16 protein-coding genes are annotated in these 19,627 nt (G+C 44.0%); 9 read left to right on the top strand and 7 right to left on the bottom strand.

Going from position 1 to position 19,627, the window contains the following annotated elements:
• Window positions 1–120 precede the first annotated feature (120 nt).
• Together AB6D93_RS17615 and AB6D93_RS17610 are read right to left on the bottom strand one after the other, a co-directional pair.
• Window positions 121–804, bottom strand: a complete 684-nt coding sequence (locus tag AB6D93_RS17615) for a DUF3306 domain-containing protein (RefSeq protein ID WP_102333337.1) — start codon at window positions 802–804, stop codon at window positions 121–123.
• Window positions 794–1,255, bottom strand: coding sequence for a DUF3305 domain-containing protein (locus AB6D93_RS17610; protein ID WP_017059618.1), 462 nt, complete (start codon window positions 1,253–1,255; stop codon window positions 794–796). The genes AB6D93_RS17615 and AB6D93_RS17610 overlap by 11 nt, the downstream gene beginning before the upstream one ends.
• 455 nt (window positions 1,256–1,710) lie before the next feature.
• On the opposite strand from AB6D93_RS17610, the gene fdhD reads away from it, so the two are divergent.
• A complete protein-coding gene (gene fdhD, locus AB6D93_RS17605) occupies window positions 1,711–2,532 on the top strand; it encodes a formate dehydrogenase accessory sulfurtransferase FdhD (RefSeq protein ID WP_102333408.1) in 822 nt (273 codons plus the stop codon).
• Window positions 2,533–2,754: 222 nt separating this feature from the next.
• Here the strand turns inward: fdhD and AB6D93_RS17600 are convergent, their stop codons facing one another.
• Window positions 2,755–4,338 carry an ABC-F family ATPase gene (locus tag AB6D93_RS17600; RefSeq protein WP_009846736.1) on the bottom strand — a complete coding sequence of 528 codons (1,584 nt, stop codon included), beginning with the start codon at window positions 4,336–4,338 and terminating at the stop codon, window positions 2,755–2,757.
• Window positions 4,339–4,800: 462 nt separating this feature from the next.
• Here AB6D93_RS17600 and AB6D93_RS17595 point away from each other — a divergent pair, with 462 nt between their 5' ends.
• Together AB6D93_RS17595 and AB6D93_RS17590 are read left to right on the top strand one after the other, a co-directional pair.
• Complete coding sequence (locus tag AB6D93_RS17595) at window positions 4,801–7,146, top strand: ATP-binding protein (RefSeq protein ID WP_102333336.1); 2,346 nt, start codon at window positions 4,801–4,803, stop codon at window positions 7,144–7,146.
• A 1-nt stretch (window position 7,147) separates the two neighbouring features.
• Window positions 7,148–8,035, top strand: a complete 888-nt coding sequence (locus AB6D93_RS17590) for a mechanosensitive ion channel family protein (protein WP_017063876.1) — start codon at window positions 7,148–7,150, stop codon at window positions 8,033–8,035.
• Window positions 8,036–8,403: 368 nt separating this feature from the next.
• Here AB6D93_RS17590 and AB6D93_RS17585 read toward each other — a convergent pair whose 3' ends face one another.
• Together AB6D93_RS17585 and AB6D93_RS17580 are read right to left on the bottom strand one after the other, a co-directional pair.
• Window positions 8,404–10,431 carry a cache domain-containing protein gene (locus tag AB6D93_RS17585; protein ID WP_102333335.1) on the bottom strand — a complete coding sequence of 676 codons (2,028 nt, stop codon included), beginning with the start codon at window positions 10,429–10,431 and terminating at the stop codon, window positions 8,404–8,406.
• Entirely contained in the window at window positions 10,421–11,884 is a 1,464-nt protein-coding gene (locus AB6D93_RS17580) for a sigma-54 dependent transcriptional regulator (RefSeq protein ID WP_065584417.1), read from the bottom strand. The genes AB6D93_RS17585 and AB6D93_RS17580 overlap by 11 nt, the downstream gene beginning before the upstream one ends.
• A 302-nt stretch (window positions 11,885–12,186) precedes the next feature.
• On the opposite strand from AB6D93_RS17580, the gene AB6D93_RS17575 reads away from it, so the two are divergent.
• From AB6D93_RS17575 to AB6D93_RS17550, 6 genes are all read left to right on the top strand, one after another.
• Entirely contained in the window at window positions 12,187–12,993 is an 807-nt protein-coding gene (locus AB6D93_RS17575) for a substrate-binding domain-containing protein (protein WP_017068185.1), read from the top strand.
• A 209-nt stretch (window positions 12,994–13,202) separates the two neighbouring features.
• Window positions 13,203–13,901 carry an ABC transporter permease gene (locus AB6D93_RS17570; RefSeq protein ID WP_017067174.1) on the top strand — a complete coding sequence of 233 codons (699 nt, stop codon included), beginning with the start codon at window positions 13,203–13,205 and terminating at the stop codon, window positions 13,899–13,901.
• 10 nt (window positions 13,902–13,911) lie between these two features.
• The gene (locus AB6D93_RS17565; RefSeq protein WP_102333334.1) at window positions 13,912–14,631 is read left to right on the top strand and encodes an energy-coupling factor ABC transporter ATP-binding protein; all 720 of its coding nucleotides are present in this window, start codon (window positions 13,912–13,914) and stop codon (window positions 14,629–14,631) included.
• Complete coding sequence (gene mobA, locus AB6D93_RS17560; RefSeq protein ID WP_004733776.1) at window positions 14,609–15,193, top strand: molybdenum cofactor guanylyltransferase MobA; 585 nt, start codon at window positions 14,609–14,611, stop codon at window positions 15,191–15,193. Before AB6D93_RS17565 ends, mobA begins: the two co-directional genes overlap by 23 nt.
• On the top strand, window positions 15,193–17,010 hold the full coding sequence (locus AB6D93_RS17555; protein WP_102333333.1) for a bifunctional molybdopterin-guanine dinucleotide biosynthesis adaptor protein MobB/molybdopterin molybdotransferase MoeA: 1,818 nt from the start codon (window positions 15,193–15,195) through the stop codon (window positions 17,008–17,010). Before mobA ends, AB6D93_RS17555 begins: the two co-directional genes overlap by 1 nt.
• A gap of 281 nt (window positions 17,011–17,291) precedes the next feature.
• Window positions 17,292–17,558 (top strand): DUF2960 family protein, encoded by a 267-nt coding sequence (locus AB6D93_RS17550; protein ID WP_004733780.1) that lies wholly within the window; start codon window positions 17,292–17,294, stop codon window positions 17,556–17,558.
• Window positions 17,559–17,746: 188 nt separating this feature from the next.
• Here AB6D93_RS17550 and nagK read toward each other — a convergent pair whose 3' ends face one another.
• Both nagK and AB6D93_RS17540 read right to left on the bottom strand, forming a co-directional pair.
• On the bottom strand, window positions 17,747–18,655 hold the full coding sequence (gene nagK, locus AB6D93_RS17545) for an N-acetylglucosamine kinase (protein WP_004733781.1): 909 nt from the start codon (window positions 18,653–18,655) through the stop codon (window positions 17,747–17,749).
• Window positions 18,656–18,818: 163 nt separating this feature from the next.
• Window positions 18,819–19,565 (bottom strand): tRNA-uridine aminocarboxypropyltransferase, encoded by a 747-nt coding sequence (locus AB6D93_RS17540; RefSeq protein ID WP_102333332.1) that lies wholly within the window; start codon window positions 19,563–19,565, stop codon window positions 18,819–18,821.
• Window positions 19,566–19,627: the final 62 nt, after the last annotated feature.

The raw sequence follows: 19,627 nt of genomic DNA, 5'->3' as shown, positions 1-19,627 counted from the left end.
CAATTTAATATGCCTTATATTTCAGTGATTTAATCCTATATAACGTTTATTGTGCGTATAAAAAAACCGCTTGGGACATTTTGTCGCAAGCGGTTCATTGAGTGTTTAGTCAAAATGTACCTATTCTTTGTGTGGTATATTTTGTCCCACCTCTTTCAGGTCTGCTTCGTCTGACATTGTAGCGTTATTATCCGATACTGTGTTTTTATACAGTTCTTTTTCTTGTTCGGTTATTTCGGCACTTTCTGACGTTTCAAGTTTATTATCAGATACCTCAAGATCGCTTTCAGAATTTTCTAAAACTTCACCTTCGTCTTTATTATCAATGATTTGCTCTTCTTCTGGCGCAGTTTCTTCTTCCGTTTTGTCTTTAACCCAATCACGCAAGGTTTCCGCAACCCCTTCAGAAAGAGACTTCAAATTACTGTAATCGTCGTCGTAATCATCTAAACCATCACGAACGTTGAATTCTTCTGAGAGGAATAATTTACGCAATGCCGCTTTTTTTACGCTTTCTGAAGCTTCTGACACCAATAATTGAGCAACAGACAAGTCTTCAGTCGTTTCTGATGCTATCTCCTGAGAGTCAATAGTTTGAGAATCGACAGCGTGTTCTGGAGACTCTTTTTCCAAAGTTCCACGTTCTAGTGACTCCGATGTTTCTGCGTCTATAGATGAAGCAGCAAACGAAGTCTTTGCGGAAGTAAGCTCAGTTTCCTCAAGCGTTTGTTGCGCTTCTAAAGGTTGGTCGGTTGATTCATCAAGCTTTCGTTGAGACCAACGGCTAAAAAAGTTAGTTGCCATTTGATCGACCCGCGCCTTTACGTTTCTTACGTCTTGCTTCTAATAACTCGCCATGACGACCGATGAATGCTTCCATCCAAGCTTGTACAGGCAATGGCATGTCGTAAGACAATACTTGGTTATCTCCGTCCATGTATTGGCCTGCGACTGTTTGTGATGCTGTCAGTAATTGAATAATAGGTTTACCGGAGTCAACATTATCCATAACTAAGAATAGCTTAGGTTGCTGAGAGCTTAGATTGAAGCGGTAGTCGGTACGTTCGTCTTTGTGCAACTGAAGCAAACATACGTCTGGGGTTTCATGTTCAGGTGATAATTCAAAACCGATGAGTTCCCATTGAGTTGTTACCCAAATGCCAGTTTTGATCTCTTTCTCTATTCTTTGGACACCGATTGGCCAAGCTGCTTCTGTTTTTTCATATTGTTCTTTGAATTCTTTTATCTCAGACATACTTCACCCAATTGATTTTCTTTGGTCTGAATGCACTTAGGACATTTTGTACTGTGTGCATTCATATACACCCCATAAAGCAATAAACACGCCAATACGGATTAACTGCGAGAGCGTATCTATAGCGTTCGTTATCAAGTTGTCACTATAACGTTAGTCGATACTGGTTATTTCAGACAACTCCACCCGGTGAACTCTCATATTTTGCGCTATTTTAATCTAATGCTTCATGTTTCCATCAATCCCCGTTATTTTGGAATAAGATTTGCTTTAGCTAATTCGCTAATGTTCTTCACAGAGCTATGTATTCACAGATCTATGGCATGTTCGAGAACGATAATCGAAATCTAGGCCATAGCGAATCAACAAACTAGCGCATTAATGAATGAGAGCCTTATTGCTCTTGTTGACTTCTTATCTCATAAAATCGCTATCTCATTAAGTAGGAAATGACTGTGGTAAAACCAAACATAATAAAAACCAGTGAGAACCCTCTTCAGACAATCGAAGTTGAAGTGTTTGATGAATATGGCGAAAAGCTAACGAAACAGATCGCGTGTGAGCGCCCTCTTACCGTGATGTTGAACTGGAAAGAGATCGTAACCTTAATGACATTGGGCTCTCGTCCTGAGTCATTAGTATTAGGCTATTTGAAAAACCAAAGCTTCCTTTCCGATCCGGAAGCGGTTGAATCTATTATCATCGATTGGGAAACCAGCTCTGCTGCGGTTATCACCAAAGAAGATACAAGCCAACTTGAGCAAGCGCTTAAGAAGAAGACAGTTACCTCTGGCTGTGGCCAAGGTACCATGTATGGCAACGTGATGAAGCAATTGGAAGATTACCAAGTGCCTCAAACCAAGATTAAGCAATCTGAAATCTATACGGCTCTAGAAGCGCTGACTCATTATAACGACACCTACAAGAAAGCGGGTGCGGTTCATGGCTGTGCTGTTTGCAAAGACGACAAGGTTCTATCGTTTGTTGAAGATGTTGGCCGACACAATGCCGTTGATACATTGGCTGGTGAGATGTGGCTTAACAAAGAGACAGGTGAAGATAAGATCTTCTACACCACAGGCCGTTTAACGTCTGAGATGGTGATTAAGGTTGCGCAGATGGGAATCCCTGTTCTACTGTCACGCTCTGGCGTTACACAAATGGGCTTAGATTTAGCGCAGAAGTTCGGCATAACAACGATTGCTCGTGCTAAAGGCTTGCGCTTCCAAGTGTTCACGGGTGCAGACAAGATTGACTTTGATGTGAAAGGTGAATAATCAGCAGTCGGAAAAAAGCGTAGGTTTGATTGGTGATTCACTAACCGCTTCTAATTGTAAAGTTCTGATGTAAATAGTTAGTGACCCATCAAGGATAAATACATAGAAACTTAGCTAGATACAAAAACGTCGTCATGCTTTTTAGTATGACGGCGTTTTTAATTTTCAATTTATAGCTTAATTTCCAACGCATAGAGTTGAAAACTAAGGCTAACTTAAAGCTTAGCCGCGTGCTTTCAAGAACTCAGCGTAAGTACCGCGGAAATCGTTGATCTTGCCATCTTTGATTTCAAGGATACGAGTTGCAAGCGAGTCTACGAATACACGGTCGTGAGATACGAAGAACAATGTGCCTTTGTAGTTCTCAAGAGCCAAGTTAAGCGCTTCGATAGATTCCATATCCATGTGGTTTGTTGGCTCATCCATTAGCAGGATGTTTGGTTTATGCATCATGATCTTACCAAGAAGCATACGACCTTGCTCACCACCAGAGATAACCTTTACAGATTTCTTAATGTCGTCTTGACCAAATAGCATACGACCTAGGAAGCCACGAACAACTTGCTCGTCTTCGCCTTCTTGGCGCCATTGGCTCATCCAATCAAACAAGTTCATGTCTGTCTCGAAATCGTGTGCGTGATCTTGAGCGTAGTAACCGATGTTTGAGTTTTCAGACCACTTGTACTCACCTGTGCGAGGCTCAAGAGCGCCAGCTAGTGTGTTAAGTAGTGTTGTTTTACCCACACCGTTCTCACCGATGATAGCAACACGCTCACCTACTTCGAAAATACCGTCGAACTTGTTGTATAGGTCTTCTTCAAAACCTTGAGATAGGTTTTCAACCACAAGTGCGTTACGGAATAGCTCTTTAGACTGTTCGAAACGGATGAATGGGTTTTGACGGCTAGACGCTTTAACTTCGTCTAGTTGGATCTTATCGATCTGCTTAGCACGTGACGTTGCTTGCTTCGCTTTAGATGCGTTAGCAGAGAAACGAGATACGAACGTTTGAAGTTCAGCAATTTGTGCTTTCTTCTTAGCGTTGTCAGACAGTAGACGCTCACGAGCTTGAGTCGCAGCCGTCATGTACTCATCGTAGTTACCTGGGAATAGACGAAGTTCGCCGTAATCAAGGTCAGCCATGTGTGTACAAACAGAGTTTAGGAAGTGACGGTCGTGCGAAATGATGATCATTGTGCAGTTACGTTGGTTTAGCGTGTCTTCCAACCACTTGATGGTGTCCATGTCCAGGTTGTTCGTTGGTTCGTCAAGAAGCATGATATGCGGGTCTGCAAACAGTACTTGAGACAATAGAACACGAAGTTTCCAACCCGGTGCTACTTCGCTCATCAGACCGAAGTGCATTGATTCTTCAATACCTACCGCTAGAAGAAGCTCACCAGCTTTAGCTTCTGCCATGTAACCGTCCATTTCAGCGAACTGAACTTCAAGGTCAGCCACTTTCATGCCGTCTTCTTCGCTCATTTCTGGCAAAGAGTAAATGCGGTCACGCTCTTGCTTAATAGCCCAAAGCTCTTTGTGACCCATGATAACCGTGTCGATTACCGTGAATTCTTCGTAAGCAAACTGGTCTTGGTTTAGCTTAGCAACGCGCTCGTTTGGATCGTAGCTTACGTTACCAGCACTTGGCTCAAGTTCACCAGATAGGATCTTCATGAACGTCGATTTACCACAGCCATTCGCGCCGATTAAACCGTAGCGGTTGCCTTCGCCGAACTTAACTGAAATATTTTCGAAAAGTGGCTTAGCGCCGAATTGTTGGGTGATATTTGCTGTGGAGATCAATGCCATTACCTTTTTAATGTGAAAAACGCCGCAACGTTACTTGTTCAGGGCTTTAACTGCAAGTATTGATTGCAATTACTGGCCATTAAGTGAGTGATAACCTAGCCAAATCATAGTTTGAACTGACTCACATTTTTGGTTTTCTATTTATCGCCGTAAAACCGTCGATTTTAAGGAAAAACAAAATATCGAACAGCGCACCATAATGGGCGGTATATAACGTCCCAAATCATGCCAACCATTGAATATATCGTATGCTGATTGGTCACAGTAAAAGCCAACCCGATCAACGCAACAGAAGACATAATAAAGATGCTCAAATACTAGCCTAATCCCTGACAATTTCATGACAAAATCGCTCGAAACAGGAATAAAGTACTCGCCCCCGACACGGGGTTGGATTTCACAAAGTCAGATTATCTAACTATAGTAATCCTAACCTCATAATTCTAAGAGACTTTTATGCGTTCACTATCGCGCTTCTTAATCCTCACTTTGGCCATTCTCTCTTGGCCTAGTCATGCCAACTTGGAATATGACTTACAATCTCAGCCGCAGGTATCCGATTCTGCTGTTGATCTCGATGATCGAATTGATTCGCTACCCGACCCCCTCTTTATGGAACCGTCGGACAGACGCCAAGTCAATATATTGCTCGCTGAAGTGCTACAAGTTCAAAAGCAGGAAATCAAAACCTTCGAGCAACAGATAAAAGCCTACAGAGCGAACAACGACGCCGATCAATGGTTTGCCGTTCAAACCAGTTACGTCACTTTGAATAGCTTGAATGTGAGCAAGCAACACCTGTTAGAGCAGACGAATTCCGCTAATAAAGAGCGCCTAACGGGTTTTGGCCCCTACGGCGTAACTCAATTTAAGCAAGAGTGGGAATTAACCAAGCTCAACATTGAGTATCTTGTTTACTTCCAAATTCGTAGCTTTAAAGCGCTCGTTAAAGACATCTTTATTTCGCCAGTGCCAGTGATTGGTGCCTCACTAAAAGTGTTATTCATCTACTTCGGTTTAGTGTGGTGGCTTGCCAACAGCACCCGCTTGATTGAACTGTTTCGAATTAACTTTCTTGAAGCGAAAACGAACCCTCCTTTTCTGGTTCGCGTGATTTGGTATATCAGCCGCGCTGATCGTGCGATTGCTTGGCTAATTGCCATCACATTGTCATTGAGAGTGCTTTCTAGTATCCCTAGTCTTCAACATTTGATTTTCCTGGAGATCTTCACTTGGTGGATTCTAGGTGGTTCGATTGCCATCAGCTTTATTTTGGAATTTGCCTACCGTTTAGGTCGTACATCAAATCAAGAAGTGATAGTACTACGCCTATCGACTATTCGTCGTTACGTGTGGAGCTTCATCGTTGCGGGTGTGATTCTCCAGATATCAAGTATTACGCTAGGCAAAGGTACGATTTACAGCTGGATTTACAGCGCTCTGTTTTTCTGGTTTGTGCTGGTCACGATCTCAGTTCTCAGACTATGGAGAGCGAAGGTCTTCGATACGTTGCAACACATCTCTGATCGCCCGGTTTGGGTGAATTGGGCAGTAAACCGCAAGGATACCTTCTTACTTAATATATTGGCGACGGCCATTGGCATCGTGTGGTTGAGTGTTTACAACTTTCAACATCGAATTATGGCCCTGCTATCCAATTACACTTTGTTTAGCCAGGCCTTAGCTTATCTATTTAGAATTGAAGTTGCTAAACAGTCTGACCTTGATAAGAATCAGCAAAACTTGGTTCGAATCAAAGGCGATCAAACCTATGAATACATTCTTCCGGGTAATATCGACAGTACGTTGATAGATTACGCGGGAGATGAAATTAAGCAGTTATCACGCTACTTAATGTCAGACAGCCCGGCTATCTGTATTGTGTCTGGCGAACGTGGTGTCGGCGCGACAACGCTGCTATATACCTTACTGCACAAAGTCTCTAACGCTGAGCCTGTATACGTGAGTTGCCCTTATGCGGGTTACCAAGAGCTTTTAGCGCATTTAGCCGTGAGCATTGGCTTGGACGAAGAAGCGACTGAAATTCAAATATTAGCGCATCTTCGTAAGAGCAATACCACTTACCTTATCGCGATTGATAACGCACAACGACTGGTGCAACCAATGGTCGGTGGCCTGTCTGATTTGATTCGTTTGACCAACCTTCTGCGTCGTTCTAAAAAGAACCACCGTGTCGTGATATCGATCGCCAAATCAAGCTGGCGATTTGTGGATAGAGCGCGTGGCGAACGTTTGCTGTTTGACTTGGTGTGTTTCCTTCCGCGTTGGACAGAGAAACAAGTGGGTGAACTTCTAAATAGCCGTATCAATACGGAGCTTGAGAAGCCGTTGTCTTTTGATGGTTTAGTAGTCCCTAAGCAATGGGACCAAGATGATATGAGTGAAGAAGAACGTGCACGCCAAGGTTTCTATCGAATTTTGTGGCACTATTCTGATGGCAACCCTACCGTTGCGCTGCGTTTCTTCCGACTCTCTTTGAACCGAAACAAAGAGACAGATCAAGCCGTGGTGCGTCTGTTCCATGTTCCTGAAGCCCAGGAGCTGGAAAATATGCCGAAACCTATGCTGGCTGTACTTCGTTCTATCGTACAACTGGAAATCGCTTCTCCGGAAGTATTGTCTGAATGTACACAGCTGAGCACGGCAGAGATAACGGGGATTCTGCGTTACTTTGAAAGCCGTGGTTATATTGGTTGGCATGAAGAAAAGGCTCGGATTTCTGAGCACTGGTTCCGCCATATTACGAACGTTCTCGACCGTCAACATCTACTGGTGAAGTAAAATGAAGAAGTTATTTATCCTACTATTTGTTGGCTTGGCAAGTGCTGTCAGTTTCCCGACCTTTGCGACGGAAGAGTTAGCTAACGTAGAAAACATATCTAAAATAGCGAGCCTTGTGCGATGGAGCGGCGTGTTCTTCTCCATGATCGTTATTGCTGCGATGTGGTTATTGCTTAAGTTCATCAACTCGTTAGTGACCAGCTTTGGTAGTCAGTTCGTGCAATATCGAATGCTACTACAAAAACTGCAGTCGTTTACTCAGTTCTTCATCTATGTGAGCACCGGTCTTATCGTGTTCATGATGAGCTTTAGAATCAACGACCAAATACTGGCTTTGATTGGTGGTACACTCGCCGTGTCAGTCGGCTTTGCGCTTAAAGATTTGGCAGCTTCATTCATCGCGGGCATCACGGTAATGATTGATAGACCCTTTCAAGTTGGTGACCGCGTCACGTTCGAAGGCAACTACGGAGATATCATTACCATCGGTTTGCGTTCAGTGCGAATGAGAACGCTGAACGATGACATCATTACCATTCCTAACAACAAGTTCTTAAATGAAGTGACCACCAGTGGTAACTACGGTGCGTTGGACATGCAGGTGGTGATTCCGTTTTACGTTGGTATGGATGAAGACATCACCCTAGCCCGCGATCTGATTCAAGAAGCGGCGTCTTCAAGTCGTTATATCCACTTGCCGAAACCTGTAACGGTTTTGGTTAAACAGACGATTACCGATAACTACCTAGCAATACAGCTAACTTGTAAGGCTTACGTTGTGGATACTGCGTATGAGAAGCTGTTTGAAACCGACATTACTTTGCGTGTGATGAAAGAGTTTAAGAAGCACAACATCAACCCACCGAAAATTTCAGTAGCGGCGCATTAGGCTTGATGCTTTAGACGTTTGTTGCTTATAGCAAATGACTAGCCATAAATAAAAACACCTCCGAACTTATCGCAAGTGCGGAGGTGTTTTTTATGAGCTTTTTATCTTTAAGCTAATAGTCCTATTGATGCTAAACCTTAAAGTATTTCAATTGCTCAGTAAGGTGTTCTGTAGTGTTCGCCATTTTCTGACTGTCTTCTGCGAGCGATTGTGAGGCTTGGAGTACCTCATTTGCAGCGAGTTGAGATTTGGTTTGCGATAGATTAGTAGTGCGGAATTTTCGTGCTTGGGCTAAAACGTTCGTGTAATAGCCCAAGCGCGTTAGAAATATTATCAGATGATAATATCAGTGAATGAGTTCTTAGAACTTATAGGTTTGATACAAGCAATTGAGGTGTCGCTTTCTGTTGAAGATAGATACTAAAGCAACTTCCCTTACCTACCTCAGATTCAACTCGGATCTCGCCGCCAGTTTGGCTCAAGATACTCTGAGATACTGACAACCCTAAGCCCGTGCCATCTCGTTTGGTGGTATAGAAAGGCGAGAAGATACGTTTCAGTTGTTCTTCCTTAATACCGCAGCCTTCATCTTGAACATGAACGATAGCGCCATGAGACACACCATTTTCAACCCAGTCTTCACTCGAAATGGTTAACGTGCCCTGACCGTCCATTGCATGAATCGCGTTCATTTGTAGGTTAACCAGAATCTGTAGCAATTGGTTTCGATTGACCTCGACTGAGGTTTTAGCGTTCAGCTGCGATACGTACACAATGCCTTTCTTCTTCGCACCTGTTTTTACGAGCGTAATACTTTCATCCACTATTGGGTTGATATGTTGCCACGTAATTTCGTCTTGTACGCCGCCGTGACGGCTGTATTGAAGCAGGCTTCGTGTGATATTTCGAATTCGGTCAATCTGCTCCATGATCGCGTGGACTTCCTCATCTACACGGCTCACTTCATCGCCCAGTTCAAACTTCATCAGTTCAACGTTGCCAAGAATCACGGCGGTTGGATTATTGATCTCATGAGCAATACCTGCCGTTAATTCACCTAACGCGGCCAGTTTTTCATTGACCACCAGCTTATCTCTGGCTTGATTGAGAAGCTTGATGTGCAGTTCAAGTTCTTCAGTTTTCTCTTTCAAACTCGCGGTACGAGAATGCACTTTGCACTCTAGTTCAGACGCCGCTTGTTGAATCTCTTGATTACGCTCGTGCAGTAGATCCAACATCTTATCGAACTGTTTAGCGAGCAGTGTCAGTTCGTGTTGATCATCCAAACCTAGCGTACCAATTCGCTTGTCTTGCCCCATCTGTACTAGCTTCACCACTTTATGAATGCGTTCGATTGGATTGAAAAGATCACGTGCGCCACGGTGAACGATCAAACCGGATGCCAACAGAAGCAACACAATGGTAATGCTAATTTCGCCAAGGTTGGTTAAGTACGTTTCTATCAGCGGCCAAATCAAATAACCGGTGTAAAGCATACCAATCACATTATTAAACTGGTCATGGATTGGTTGGTAAGCTGTGATGTACCAAGCATCGTAAACATACGCTCGATCTAGCCACTCTTTACCTTCATTCAAGACTTTCGAGTGAACCTCGTGAGAAACACGTGTACCAATGGCGCGCCCTACACTGTCTTCACTGCTCAAAGGCACGTTGGTGCTAACACGAAGATCATCAAGGAAAACCGTGACCGTTCCTATATGACGATTAAAACCTTCTCGTTGTGGATAGATAAGGTTACTGATTTGGTCAACAAGTTGAGTACTGTTATTCAGTAAGATCCCACCATCCAGAAAACCAATCACATGATCATGTTCATCTTTGATGGATACAACGGTTCGGCTTACCAATCCGCGAGTCTCGACCTCTTGCCCGTTGAGCATCGGAACTTCCGCTTTTTTAGCGAGGTCACGATCGAGATAATTGAGTTCATTACGGCTTAAGACACTGAAAAATGAAGGCTTGTGAGTTAAGTTTAGATATTCGAGTTTCTTTTCCATGCTCTCGACACTGCGCCAGCGCAGAAAATCGAGCTCATAGCGAGATTTGTTCTCAGACACCCAGCGAGTTAGCTCTTCGTGTGAAAGATCACTCGCGAGTTTGGTTCGAAAGTTATAAGACTCGGCGAACGCACGAACGTTGTATGCTTGCTGATTTTGGATCAGGTGAATACTGTTATCGGCAACATCCAAGCGTTCATCAACATCAATCAGAGCGCCCTGCCACGTGTAACGTATTGACCAATACAGTGTGATAGCCACAAGCGCGCACAAGGTCAGAATGATCGGAGCTGATGTTAGGAATAATAATCGGTAGCGAACCATGGTTTTGAATCGGAACGCCCACTTTGACCACCAACGACGTCTAATCGGCATATTCAGAGCCTTCTGTGTTCCAATCTTTGTACTTACGCTCTAGCGTTTTACGTGCGACGCCAAGATCTCTTGCAGCTGCCGATTTATTGCCATCATGAAAACTAACCAGCTGTTCTATATGAGATTTTTCTACTTCTTTGAGTGTCCAAGTGTTTGGATAACCCTCGGCAGCGTCTGCATTATTCAAGTTTGGCATTTCCGCACCATGTGACACCGTCACTGAAATGCTAGCGGGAACAGGATCACCATTAATCTCGCGCCAATAGTGTGCTGGTGGCTTGTCTAAAAGAATGCATCGTTCGACTAAGTTTTTAAGTTCACGAATATTTCCCGGCCATTCGTATTCGTTCAACGCCAAGATATCTTCATGTGCCCAATTTGGAACTGGCATGCCAAGCTCGCTCGATAAAAGACGAGTAAAGTATGGAACAAGTTCAATCAGGTCTGACGGGCGCTCTCTCAATGGCACCACATCAATCTTAAGTACATTGAGTCGGTAGAACAGATCGCGGCGGAAGTGCCCTTTATCGACCTCTTCTTGAAGATTTCGGTTGGTCGCCGCCACCACTCGTACGTCAACGGAAATTTCCTTTTCGTTACCGACTGGACGAATGGTTCTTTGCTCTAACACGCGTAGCAATGCAGCTTGCATTGGCAGTGGCATTTCACCAATTTCATCAAGGAACAAGGTGCCACCACTTGCGACTCGGAAAAGACCTTCACGGTTTTTCTTCGCACCAGTAAATGCGCCTGATGTATGTCCAAACAGTTCACTTTCTAGAAGCTCTGGAGCAATCGCACCACAGTTGATTGGCACAAATGGACCTGTGCGTTTACTGGCTTCATGTACACCACGAGCAACCAGCTCTTTGCCGGTACCCGACTCACCTTCTATCAAGACGGACGCTCGAGACGGTGCAAATTGACTGATCAGCAATTTAAGTTGTTTGGTCTTGTCTGAATTGCCAATCAGTTCAGTCTTGATATGACGACTCACATCACGCTTCAACGCGTACTGCATTCTTTGGTCGAGTCGCTTATCCATACAACGCAGAACCGCTTGTATCATCTGTTCGAGGTTGAACGGCTTAAGAATAAAATCTGAAGCACCAAGCTTAAGCGCGGATATGGTCATCTCTAGATCGGCATAACCCGTCATGAAAATCACATCGGCGCGTTTGTCGTTGTCGTTAAACGCCTCTTCCCACTCAATGCCAGAGCGGCCTGGTAGGTTGATATCAAGGACAATCAGATCAAAATGTTCGCTCGAACGCAGCGTTTCAGCCTCTTCAACCGATCCTGCGCTCGACACCTTGCCAAAGAACTTACCTAGTGCTTTCTTTAAGATAGCCTGCATACCCAATTCATCATCGACGACCAAAACGGAAAAGGCCTGATACTGAGTCAATGTGTTCGGGTTGAGATTGGATGCAGATGAACTAGGTAAAGACATAATGATTAGCCGGTGAGAAAAGTTGGGACAGAGTGTACCAATTAACCTTTTCTCCAACAGGGACAATGTGCGACATTTTGTCCTAGCTCATGTTTTGATTCATTTTAACGGGGTAAAAGACTCAGTTTTGTCCGAAATAACAGCAATTTAATGAAATCTGATGCATTATTTGTTGGCATTAAGATTGCTTATAAGGTGTAGATTTCTAATTACAACAATTAGCGTCTTATGCACATGCCCTCTTTGAGCCCTTTAAAATTGAAGGCATGTCATTCATTTATAACAGAATGGACATAATAATAATGAAAGCAATTCCCCTAACTATTGCAGCTCTATCTATCGTCAGTTACACGGCTAGCAGCGCGGAAGACACCACTCATATTAAGTTGGCGACAACCACAAGTACTTATCACTCTGGTCTACTGGACTACTTATTGCCTGAGTTCGAAAAAGATTCTGGTATCAAGGTTGATGTTCTAGCTGCGGGTACCGGTAAATCACTTCGCATGGGCGAAAATGGTGATGTTGATTTGGTAATGACTCACGCACCAAAAGCTGAAGCAAATTTCGTAGAAAAAGGCTACGGCGTTTTACCTCGTAAGCTGATGTACAACGACTTTGTGATTGTGGGCCCTCAAAGTGACCCAGCAAAAATTGAATCTCAAAAAGCTGTAGCTGATGTATTCAAAGCAATCGCAACCAACAACGCGACGTTTGTGTCTCGTGGTGACGATTCAGGCACGCACAAGAAAGAGATGGGCATTTGGGCACAGACCAAAATGGAACCAAACTTTGGTGGCTACCGCAGTGTTGGTCAAGGCATGGGCCCTACTCTGAACATGGCGTCTGAAATGCAAGGCTACACCATGACAGACCGTGGCACATGGTTGGCTTACCAAAACAAACTGGATCTTAAAATCCTTTTCCAAGGTGACAAGAACCTATTCAACCCTTACCAAGTAATCCTTGTTAACCCAGAGCGCTACCCAAGCATTAACTACCAAGCAGCGAAAGTATTCAGTGATTGGTTGGTGAACCCTAAAGGTCAGAAACTGATTAACGACTTTAAACTGCATGGCAAACAGCTGTTTGTAGCGAGCGCAGAGTAGTTTTTCGTCAGCGTAGATTCGTTTATAACAAGCTGAGAATGGTTTGTTGTAAGTACTAATTCCAATTAGCACTACGCTTAACTAACCAGTTAACTGAAGCATTTAAAGAAACAATAGCTGGCCAATATAGGCTCAATAATATTGTGTCAGCTATGATTAACATCAGTCATTACCGATAAAACCTATTATCGATTTACACGAGATACTTCATGACCCTATGGCAAACAACGATTGATGCAATGAATCTACTTGTGAGCTTTGACCACGAATTGTGGAAAATCGTCGCGGTATCCTTCAGCGTATCTTTGTCCGCCATCTCATTGGTGATTGTTCCTGCAATCCTTATGGCTTTCTTATTGGCTTATACCGAGTTCCCCGGGAAATGGGCTCTGCTTTCAGTGATCAACACCCTGCAAGCGATCCCTACTGTGGTTATCGGTTTGTTGATGTACATGATGCTTTCTCGCTCTGGCCCGTTAGGTGATTGGCAATTGCTGTTCACCCAAAAGGCGATGATTCTAGGTCAAATGGTGATCTGTTTCCCTATCCTAGTTGCGATGATGCATGGCGCTCTGCAGGCCAGTGACCGCCGAGCGGTTGAAACGGCGCGCACGCTTGGCGTATCAACGACTCGTGTGGCGTGTACGTTAATTTGGGAAACGCGCTTCCCTCTTTTAGCTGCAACTATCGCTGCCTTCTCTCGTATCGTCACTGAGGTTGGTTGTTCAATGATGGTCGGTGGCAACATTATGGGGATGACAAGAAACATCCCAACAGCTATTGCCATGGAAAGCCACAAAGGCGCATTTGCTCAAGGCGTCGCCCTCGGTATGGTGTTATTAGCATTGGCATTAGCCCTTAACTTTTTCCTTTCCAGTGTGAGAGGAAAAGGCTATTTAAGAACTTAGGAACGCTGTCATGAGTATAAAAATAACAACGCAGCAAATTTCAATGCGCTACAAAGAGCGTGTTTTGTTCCACATTCCCGAATTGTCGATCGGCCCCAACGATGCCATTTATCTCAAAGGAGATAATGGTGTGGGTAAAACGACCCTACTTAAAATATTGTCTGGATTGATTCAGCCCAGCTCTGGCCGCATTCAGTCTCCGACACCAAGCTGGCAGCAGATCTTATTCCCTAGGCTCAAGTTCAAAGACATTATCTACCTGCATCAAACCCCCTATCTTTTTGATGGTTCGGTGTACCAAAATGTCGCTTATGGCATTCGCTTTAACAAAGAGAGCCAAAAAGATAAGCGAGCTCAAATAATTAATGCATTGAGAATGGTAGGTTTAGAAACCTTGGCAGATGAACACATTTCTGTGTTGTCTGGTGGTGAGCGTCAACGCGTTGCAATGGCACGAGCTTGGATTCTTAAGCCGTCAATCTTGCTTATGGATGAACCAAGTGCTTCTTTAGACAAAGAATCTATTGAAAGATTGGTGATTATGGCCGAAGATCTTCTTCAGAGAGGCGCGAGTTTAGTCATCACCAGTCACCAAACTAACGCGTTAACCGATTTATGTAAGAAGCAGTGGTGGATCAAAGACAATACTTTGACCGAATCCCCGCTTCTGCAAGTTATTCAGAAAGATAAAGCACAAGAGAATATTTATGCTGCTTCCAACGCAAACTAGTTGGGTTATTTTGGCTGGCGGACAGGCCAGCCGCATGGGTGGAAAAGATAAAGGACTTGTTGAGCTCAACGGTTCTCCGCTTATTCAATACGTTATAAACAAGCTGTCACAGCAAGATGTCAGCATCACTATCAATGCCAACCGTAACTTAGACAGTTACCAAGCATTTGCTCCGGTTGTTTCCGATTCCTTCCCTGACTATCCAGGTCCATTGGGCGGCATTCATGCTGGCCTTAAAAATGCGAGTACAGACTGGGTTGGCTTTGTCCCGTGCGACAGCCCACAAATCAGTGACGATCTTGTTGAGCGTTTTTGTTCTGCAGTTAAAGAAGACAGCGACATTCTTGTCGCGCATGATGGGGAATTTAAGCAACCTGTATTCACCCTATTCCACAAGCGTGTTCTACCAAAGTTAGAAGCGTTTTTGGAACGTGGTGATCGTAAAATCATCTTGCTATACAAAGAGTGTGTTACCGAATACGTTGATTTCAGCGATTCTCCTAACTGCTTTGTTAATCTCAACACGCCAGAAGAACTCACCCAATTCGGAACGCTTCAATAATGAAAGATTCTAAACAACGCCCTAACCTTCCTTTATTGGGCTTTGCTGCTTATAGCGGTACAGGCAAAACGACCGTACTTGAAGCCCTGCTTCCTCTGTTGACTGATGCGGGTTTAAAAGTTGGCGTGTTAAAACATGCTCACCACGATTTTGATGTCGATAAGCCGGGTAAAGACAGTTACCGCTTACGTAAAGCGGGCGCGAACCAAATGTTGATTGCTTCTCGTAATCGTCACGTGATGATGACAGAAACACCAGAAGCCGAAGCAGATTTTTATTACCTGCTGACTCGATTTGATACCAACACGCTTGATCTGATTTTGGTTGAAGGCTGTAAGAACATCGCCTTCCCTAAAATTGAACTGCACCGAGATGAAGTGGGCAAACCTTGGTTATATCCAAACGATAACAACATTATTGCTATCGCGGCAGACAGCCAAGTTGAATCAGAGCTGCCACAAATGGCGATCAGCGACTTAGAAGCGATTCGTGATTTCATCATCGATTACGCGCAGTCCTTTGACCTTGTCTCTACAACAGGCAGAGCCGTGTCATGCTCATCTTCAAAAGACGCAGCGCCAGCTGTTTGTTGTGATTTGTTCTCTCCTGCAGGTTTAACCGTTACTCAAGGTCAGCAAAAGATTGTTGATAGTATTGACGCACTCGATCTCACAGAGAGTGTTGAATTACTGCAAGGCTACGGCCGTGTGCTGGCTGAAGATGTGATTTCGCCAATCAACGTTCCTCAGAATACCAACTCTGCAATGGACGGTTATGCAATTCGTAGTGAAGATCTAGAATTGGACAGCTACAACATCGTTGCTGAAGTCATGGCGGGTCACAGCTACGAGCAAATCGTTCAACAAGGTGAAGCGGTTAAGATCATGACGGGCGCACCAATGCCAGAAGGCGTTGATGTTGTCGTGATGCGTGAACAAGCCGTCCGAGATGGCGATAAAGTTAGCTTCCCTGATGCTAAAATCTCGGTCGGACAAAATGTCCGTATGGCAGGTGAAGATTTAGAAATCGGCCAACCTGTCTTTACACGTGGCACACGCATTGAAGCGCCAGAAATGGGCATGATGGCGTCGTTAGGTTTTGGTACCTGCCCTGTTCTGCGTAAAGTGAAAGTGGGTGTGTTCTCTACGGGTGATGAAGTTCAAGCGCCGGGGCACGAGCAAAAACCCAACTCTATCTATGACTCAAATCGTTTTACTATTATCGGCATGCTTCAAAAGCTCGGCTGTGACATCGTCGATTACGGCATCATTGAAGATGATGAGCAGAAGATGATGGATGTGCTGCATTCTGCGTCGCTTGAAACCGATATGGTTTTGACTTCTGGTGGTGTGTCTGTTGGTGATGCGGATTACATCAAGCTTGCGTTAGATAAACTGGGTGAAATCAACTTCTGGCGTATCAACATGCGTCCAGGTCGCCCATTGGCTTACGGTAAGATTGAGAACAAGCCGTTCTTTGGTTTACCGGGTAACCCTGTTGCTGTGATGGTGTCGTTCATTAACTTTGTTGAGCCTGCGATCCGTAAGCTTCAAGGTCAAACGAACTGGACACCAGTAAAAGCAAATGCTGTAGCAACTGAACAACTGCGCTCACGCCAAGGCCGTACTGAATTTAGCCGTGGTGTGTTCTCGATGAATGAATCTGGCGTGCTTGAAGTGAAAACAACGGGCAAGCAAGGTTCAGGTATTCTGCGTTCAATGAGTGAAGCGAACTGCTTAATCGAAATCTCTCCAGCAGTTGATACTGTGAAAGTTGGCGAGACAGTGACGATCATTCCTCTGCAAGGTCGTGTTTGATTCAAAGCTCAAACACCTAAATTGACTTAGCTGCTTTTTAATTGACTTAGAAGCTCATTGCTAAGACATAGACGAAGCCCCTTCTATCGAGCTTTCGATGTTAAGGGGCTTTTTGTTCTTTTCGTTTCGTGAAAGACAACCTGTTCGTTGCCTAAAAGACAAATAGCTTAAATTACGCTAAACGTTAGAACGATAATCTTAAGATTTCTTATCATAACCTTGAGCCACGTACGGTTTTTATGTAGAGTGCGCGCAAAGTAATAATTCTATTGGAGAGCATCATGGCTCGTACCATTCTGTACACTTACAAAGACGAAGACAAAGAGTTACTGTTTTCGAAACAAGAACACCGCACGATCCAAGAAGCTGTAGCTGCAGCCGAAGGTATCGACATCACTGAGTACCTAAAAACTGAGCAACAGCTTGAGTTTATTTCTGATACTAAAGCGGTTCGTAACTACCAAGACAACTATTTCCGCAAGCTTGGCTTTACTAAGCTTACGTTGAAGCAAAAAGACAACCTTGGTGTTGGTAAAAAGAAGAAGTAAGCCCTCTGGCTTCTTTTTCTCGTTCTGTAGTTTCTTGCTTTTCGTTTGCACTTGAGAGCTAAGAAGTTAAGAGCTAAAGAAACGGAAACACCGAACAATAAAAAATGCCGCAACCTCTTTTGAGATTGCGGCATTTTTATTTATGCTTTTAACTATCTAACCTTAATTAGCTTAACGGTAAGTAATGATTACTTAATGTTAAGGAATGCTGCGCCACGAACGCCACCTGAATCACCGTGCTTCGCTTTGATGATCTTTGGACATTTCGCTACAGACAATAGGTATTTAGGAACACGCTTTGGCATCTCTTCGTAGATAAGTTCGAAGTTTGAAAGTCCACCACCTAGTGCTACAACATGCGGGTCAAGTGCAGTAAATAGGTTTGCGAAACAGATAGCCAATAGTTCCATGAAACGGTCAACGTGCTCAGCTGCTTTTGCTTCGCCTTCGTTGTACGCTTGGATGATTTCAATCGCTTTCTTTTTCTCACCGAAGTAGTGCTCATAAATCAGTTCAAAGCCGCGACCAGATAGGTAGCTGTCTAAACAACCTTTCTTGCCACAACCACAGCCTAGTAACGGTGCGTTGTCGCCAAGGTGGAACCATGCATCAATAGGAAGACGCATATGGCCGAGCTCGCCAGCAACGTGGTTACGTCCTGAAAATACTTTGCCATCAAAAACCAAACCACCACCAAAACCAGTACCTAGAATTAGGCCAGCTACTGATGGTTCATCTTTCAATTCATCATCCCACGCTTCAGACAGCGCAAAACAGTTCGCATCGTTCTCGATTTTAACACTACGACCAATCAGCGCTTCTAAGTCTTTGCGTAATGGCTTACCTGTTGAAGCCGGTACGTTAACAACAAGCATAGTGCCGTCGTCCGCATCTTCCATGCCTGGAAGACCAAGGCCAATTTTGCCTTCGCAAGAGAATTCGCTATCGTATTTTTTTACCAAACCGGCAATCGTATCAAGTAGCAGTTGATAATCTTCAGTAGGCGTTGGTACGCGTTCGGTTGCTACTCGCTCAAGTTTTTCATTGAACGCACCAAACTCAATTTTTGTGCCGCCAACATCAAAGCCGTAATACATGAAATCTCTCCAATTTTTCCCTAAATTCGGGCAAATAAAATTTTTAAATTAAACAACTAGGAAGCATTATCCATAACACTCCCCCTACAAACCGTGATAGATAACAAACTTATCTCGTGTTCGAATCTGTTTGAACAACAAGTCAGCACAAAGCGGTTAAAGGTTAGAGTGACGTCTCACTTTTAGTATGCTCTATGAAAGCATTCAGGCTTGGTTTGGTTGGATCGGACTTATAACGCGTCTTACTCAACATGTAGCTTTCACGAAATGCTTCAAACCATAGCTGTAAAGTCTTAGCGCCCTGTTCTTCACCGGCTTGTTTCAAAACTAAGCTCGCTACTTCGGCCGTTGATAGATGTTGTTCGTTGTCTGACTTACGCATCATGTATTGAGAAACCGATTCCGGCTCAATCGACAACACCGGTAAATCTTGCAGATACTCTGAGCGACGGAAGATACGTCGTGCTTCGCGCCAACTGCCATCAATGAAAATCAGCAACAACGTCTTGTTCGAATCTCGCATCTCACCAAGGTCAGCAACCACGCGCGATTTGTCATCAGTATAATCTTCAGGAAATACCACGACAGGCTGATATTTATCGTCTTTCAGCACATCAAGCATCTCTTGATTCGGTTCAGTGCGGTGCCAAAGGTAGGCATAGCTGTCTTTAACGGTATCAAGGATTAAACGGCCGGTATTACTTGGTTTGAGTATTTCGTTGTCCGATAAGATCAACATGGTCGCGACGTTCGTATTTACGTCTGGTTGATGTTCACAGATACAGCTGTCTTGTTTGATTTTACAGAACTGACATCGAACCACTTTACACCCGCGCGCATTAAACGGTTTGGTAGCAATGGACAAACGATGTTGATATAAACGGTGAAAAGCGTGGATTCTCATGGACAATAACGATAACTCTAGAAAAGTGGCACGATTGTACTTACAGTGTCCTTAGAATGATAGAAGGA

It is taken from the genome of Vibrio sp. 10N.247.310.23 (assembly GCF_041467155.1).
GTDB classification, from domain to species: domain Bacteria; phylum Pseudomonadota; class Gammaproteobacteria; order Enterobacterales; family Vibrionaceae; genus Vibrio; species Vibrio crassostreae_C.
Note: the sequence above shows the minus strand (reverse complement) of the source record. Positions and strands in the feature narration are given on the sequence as shown.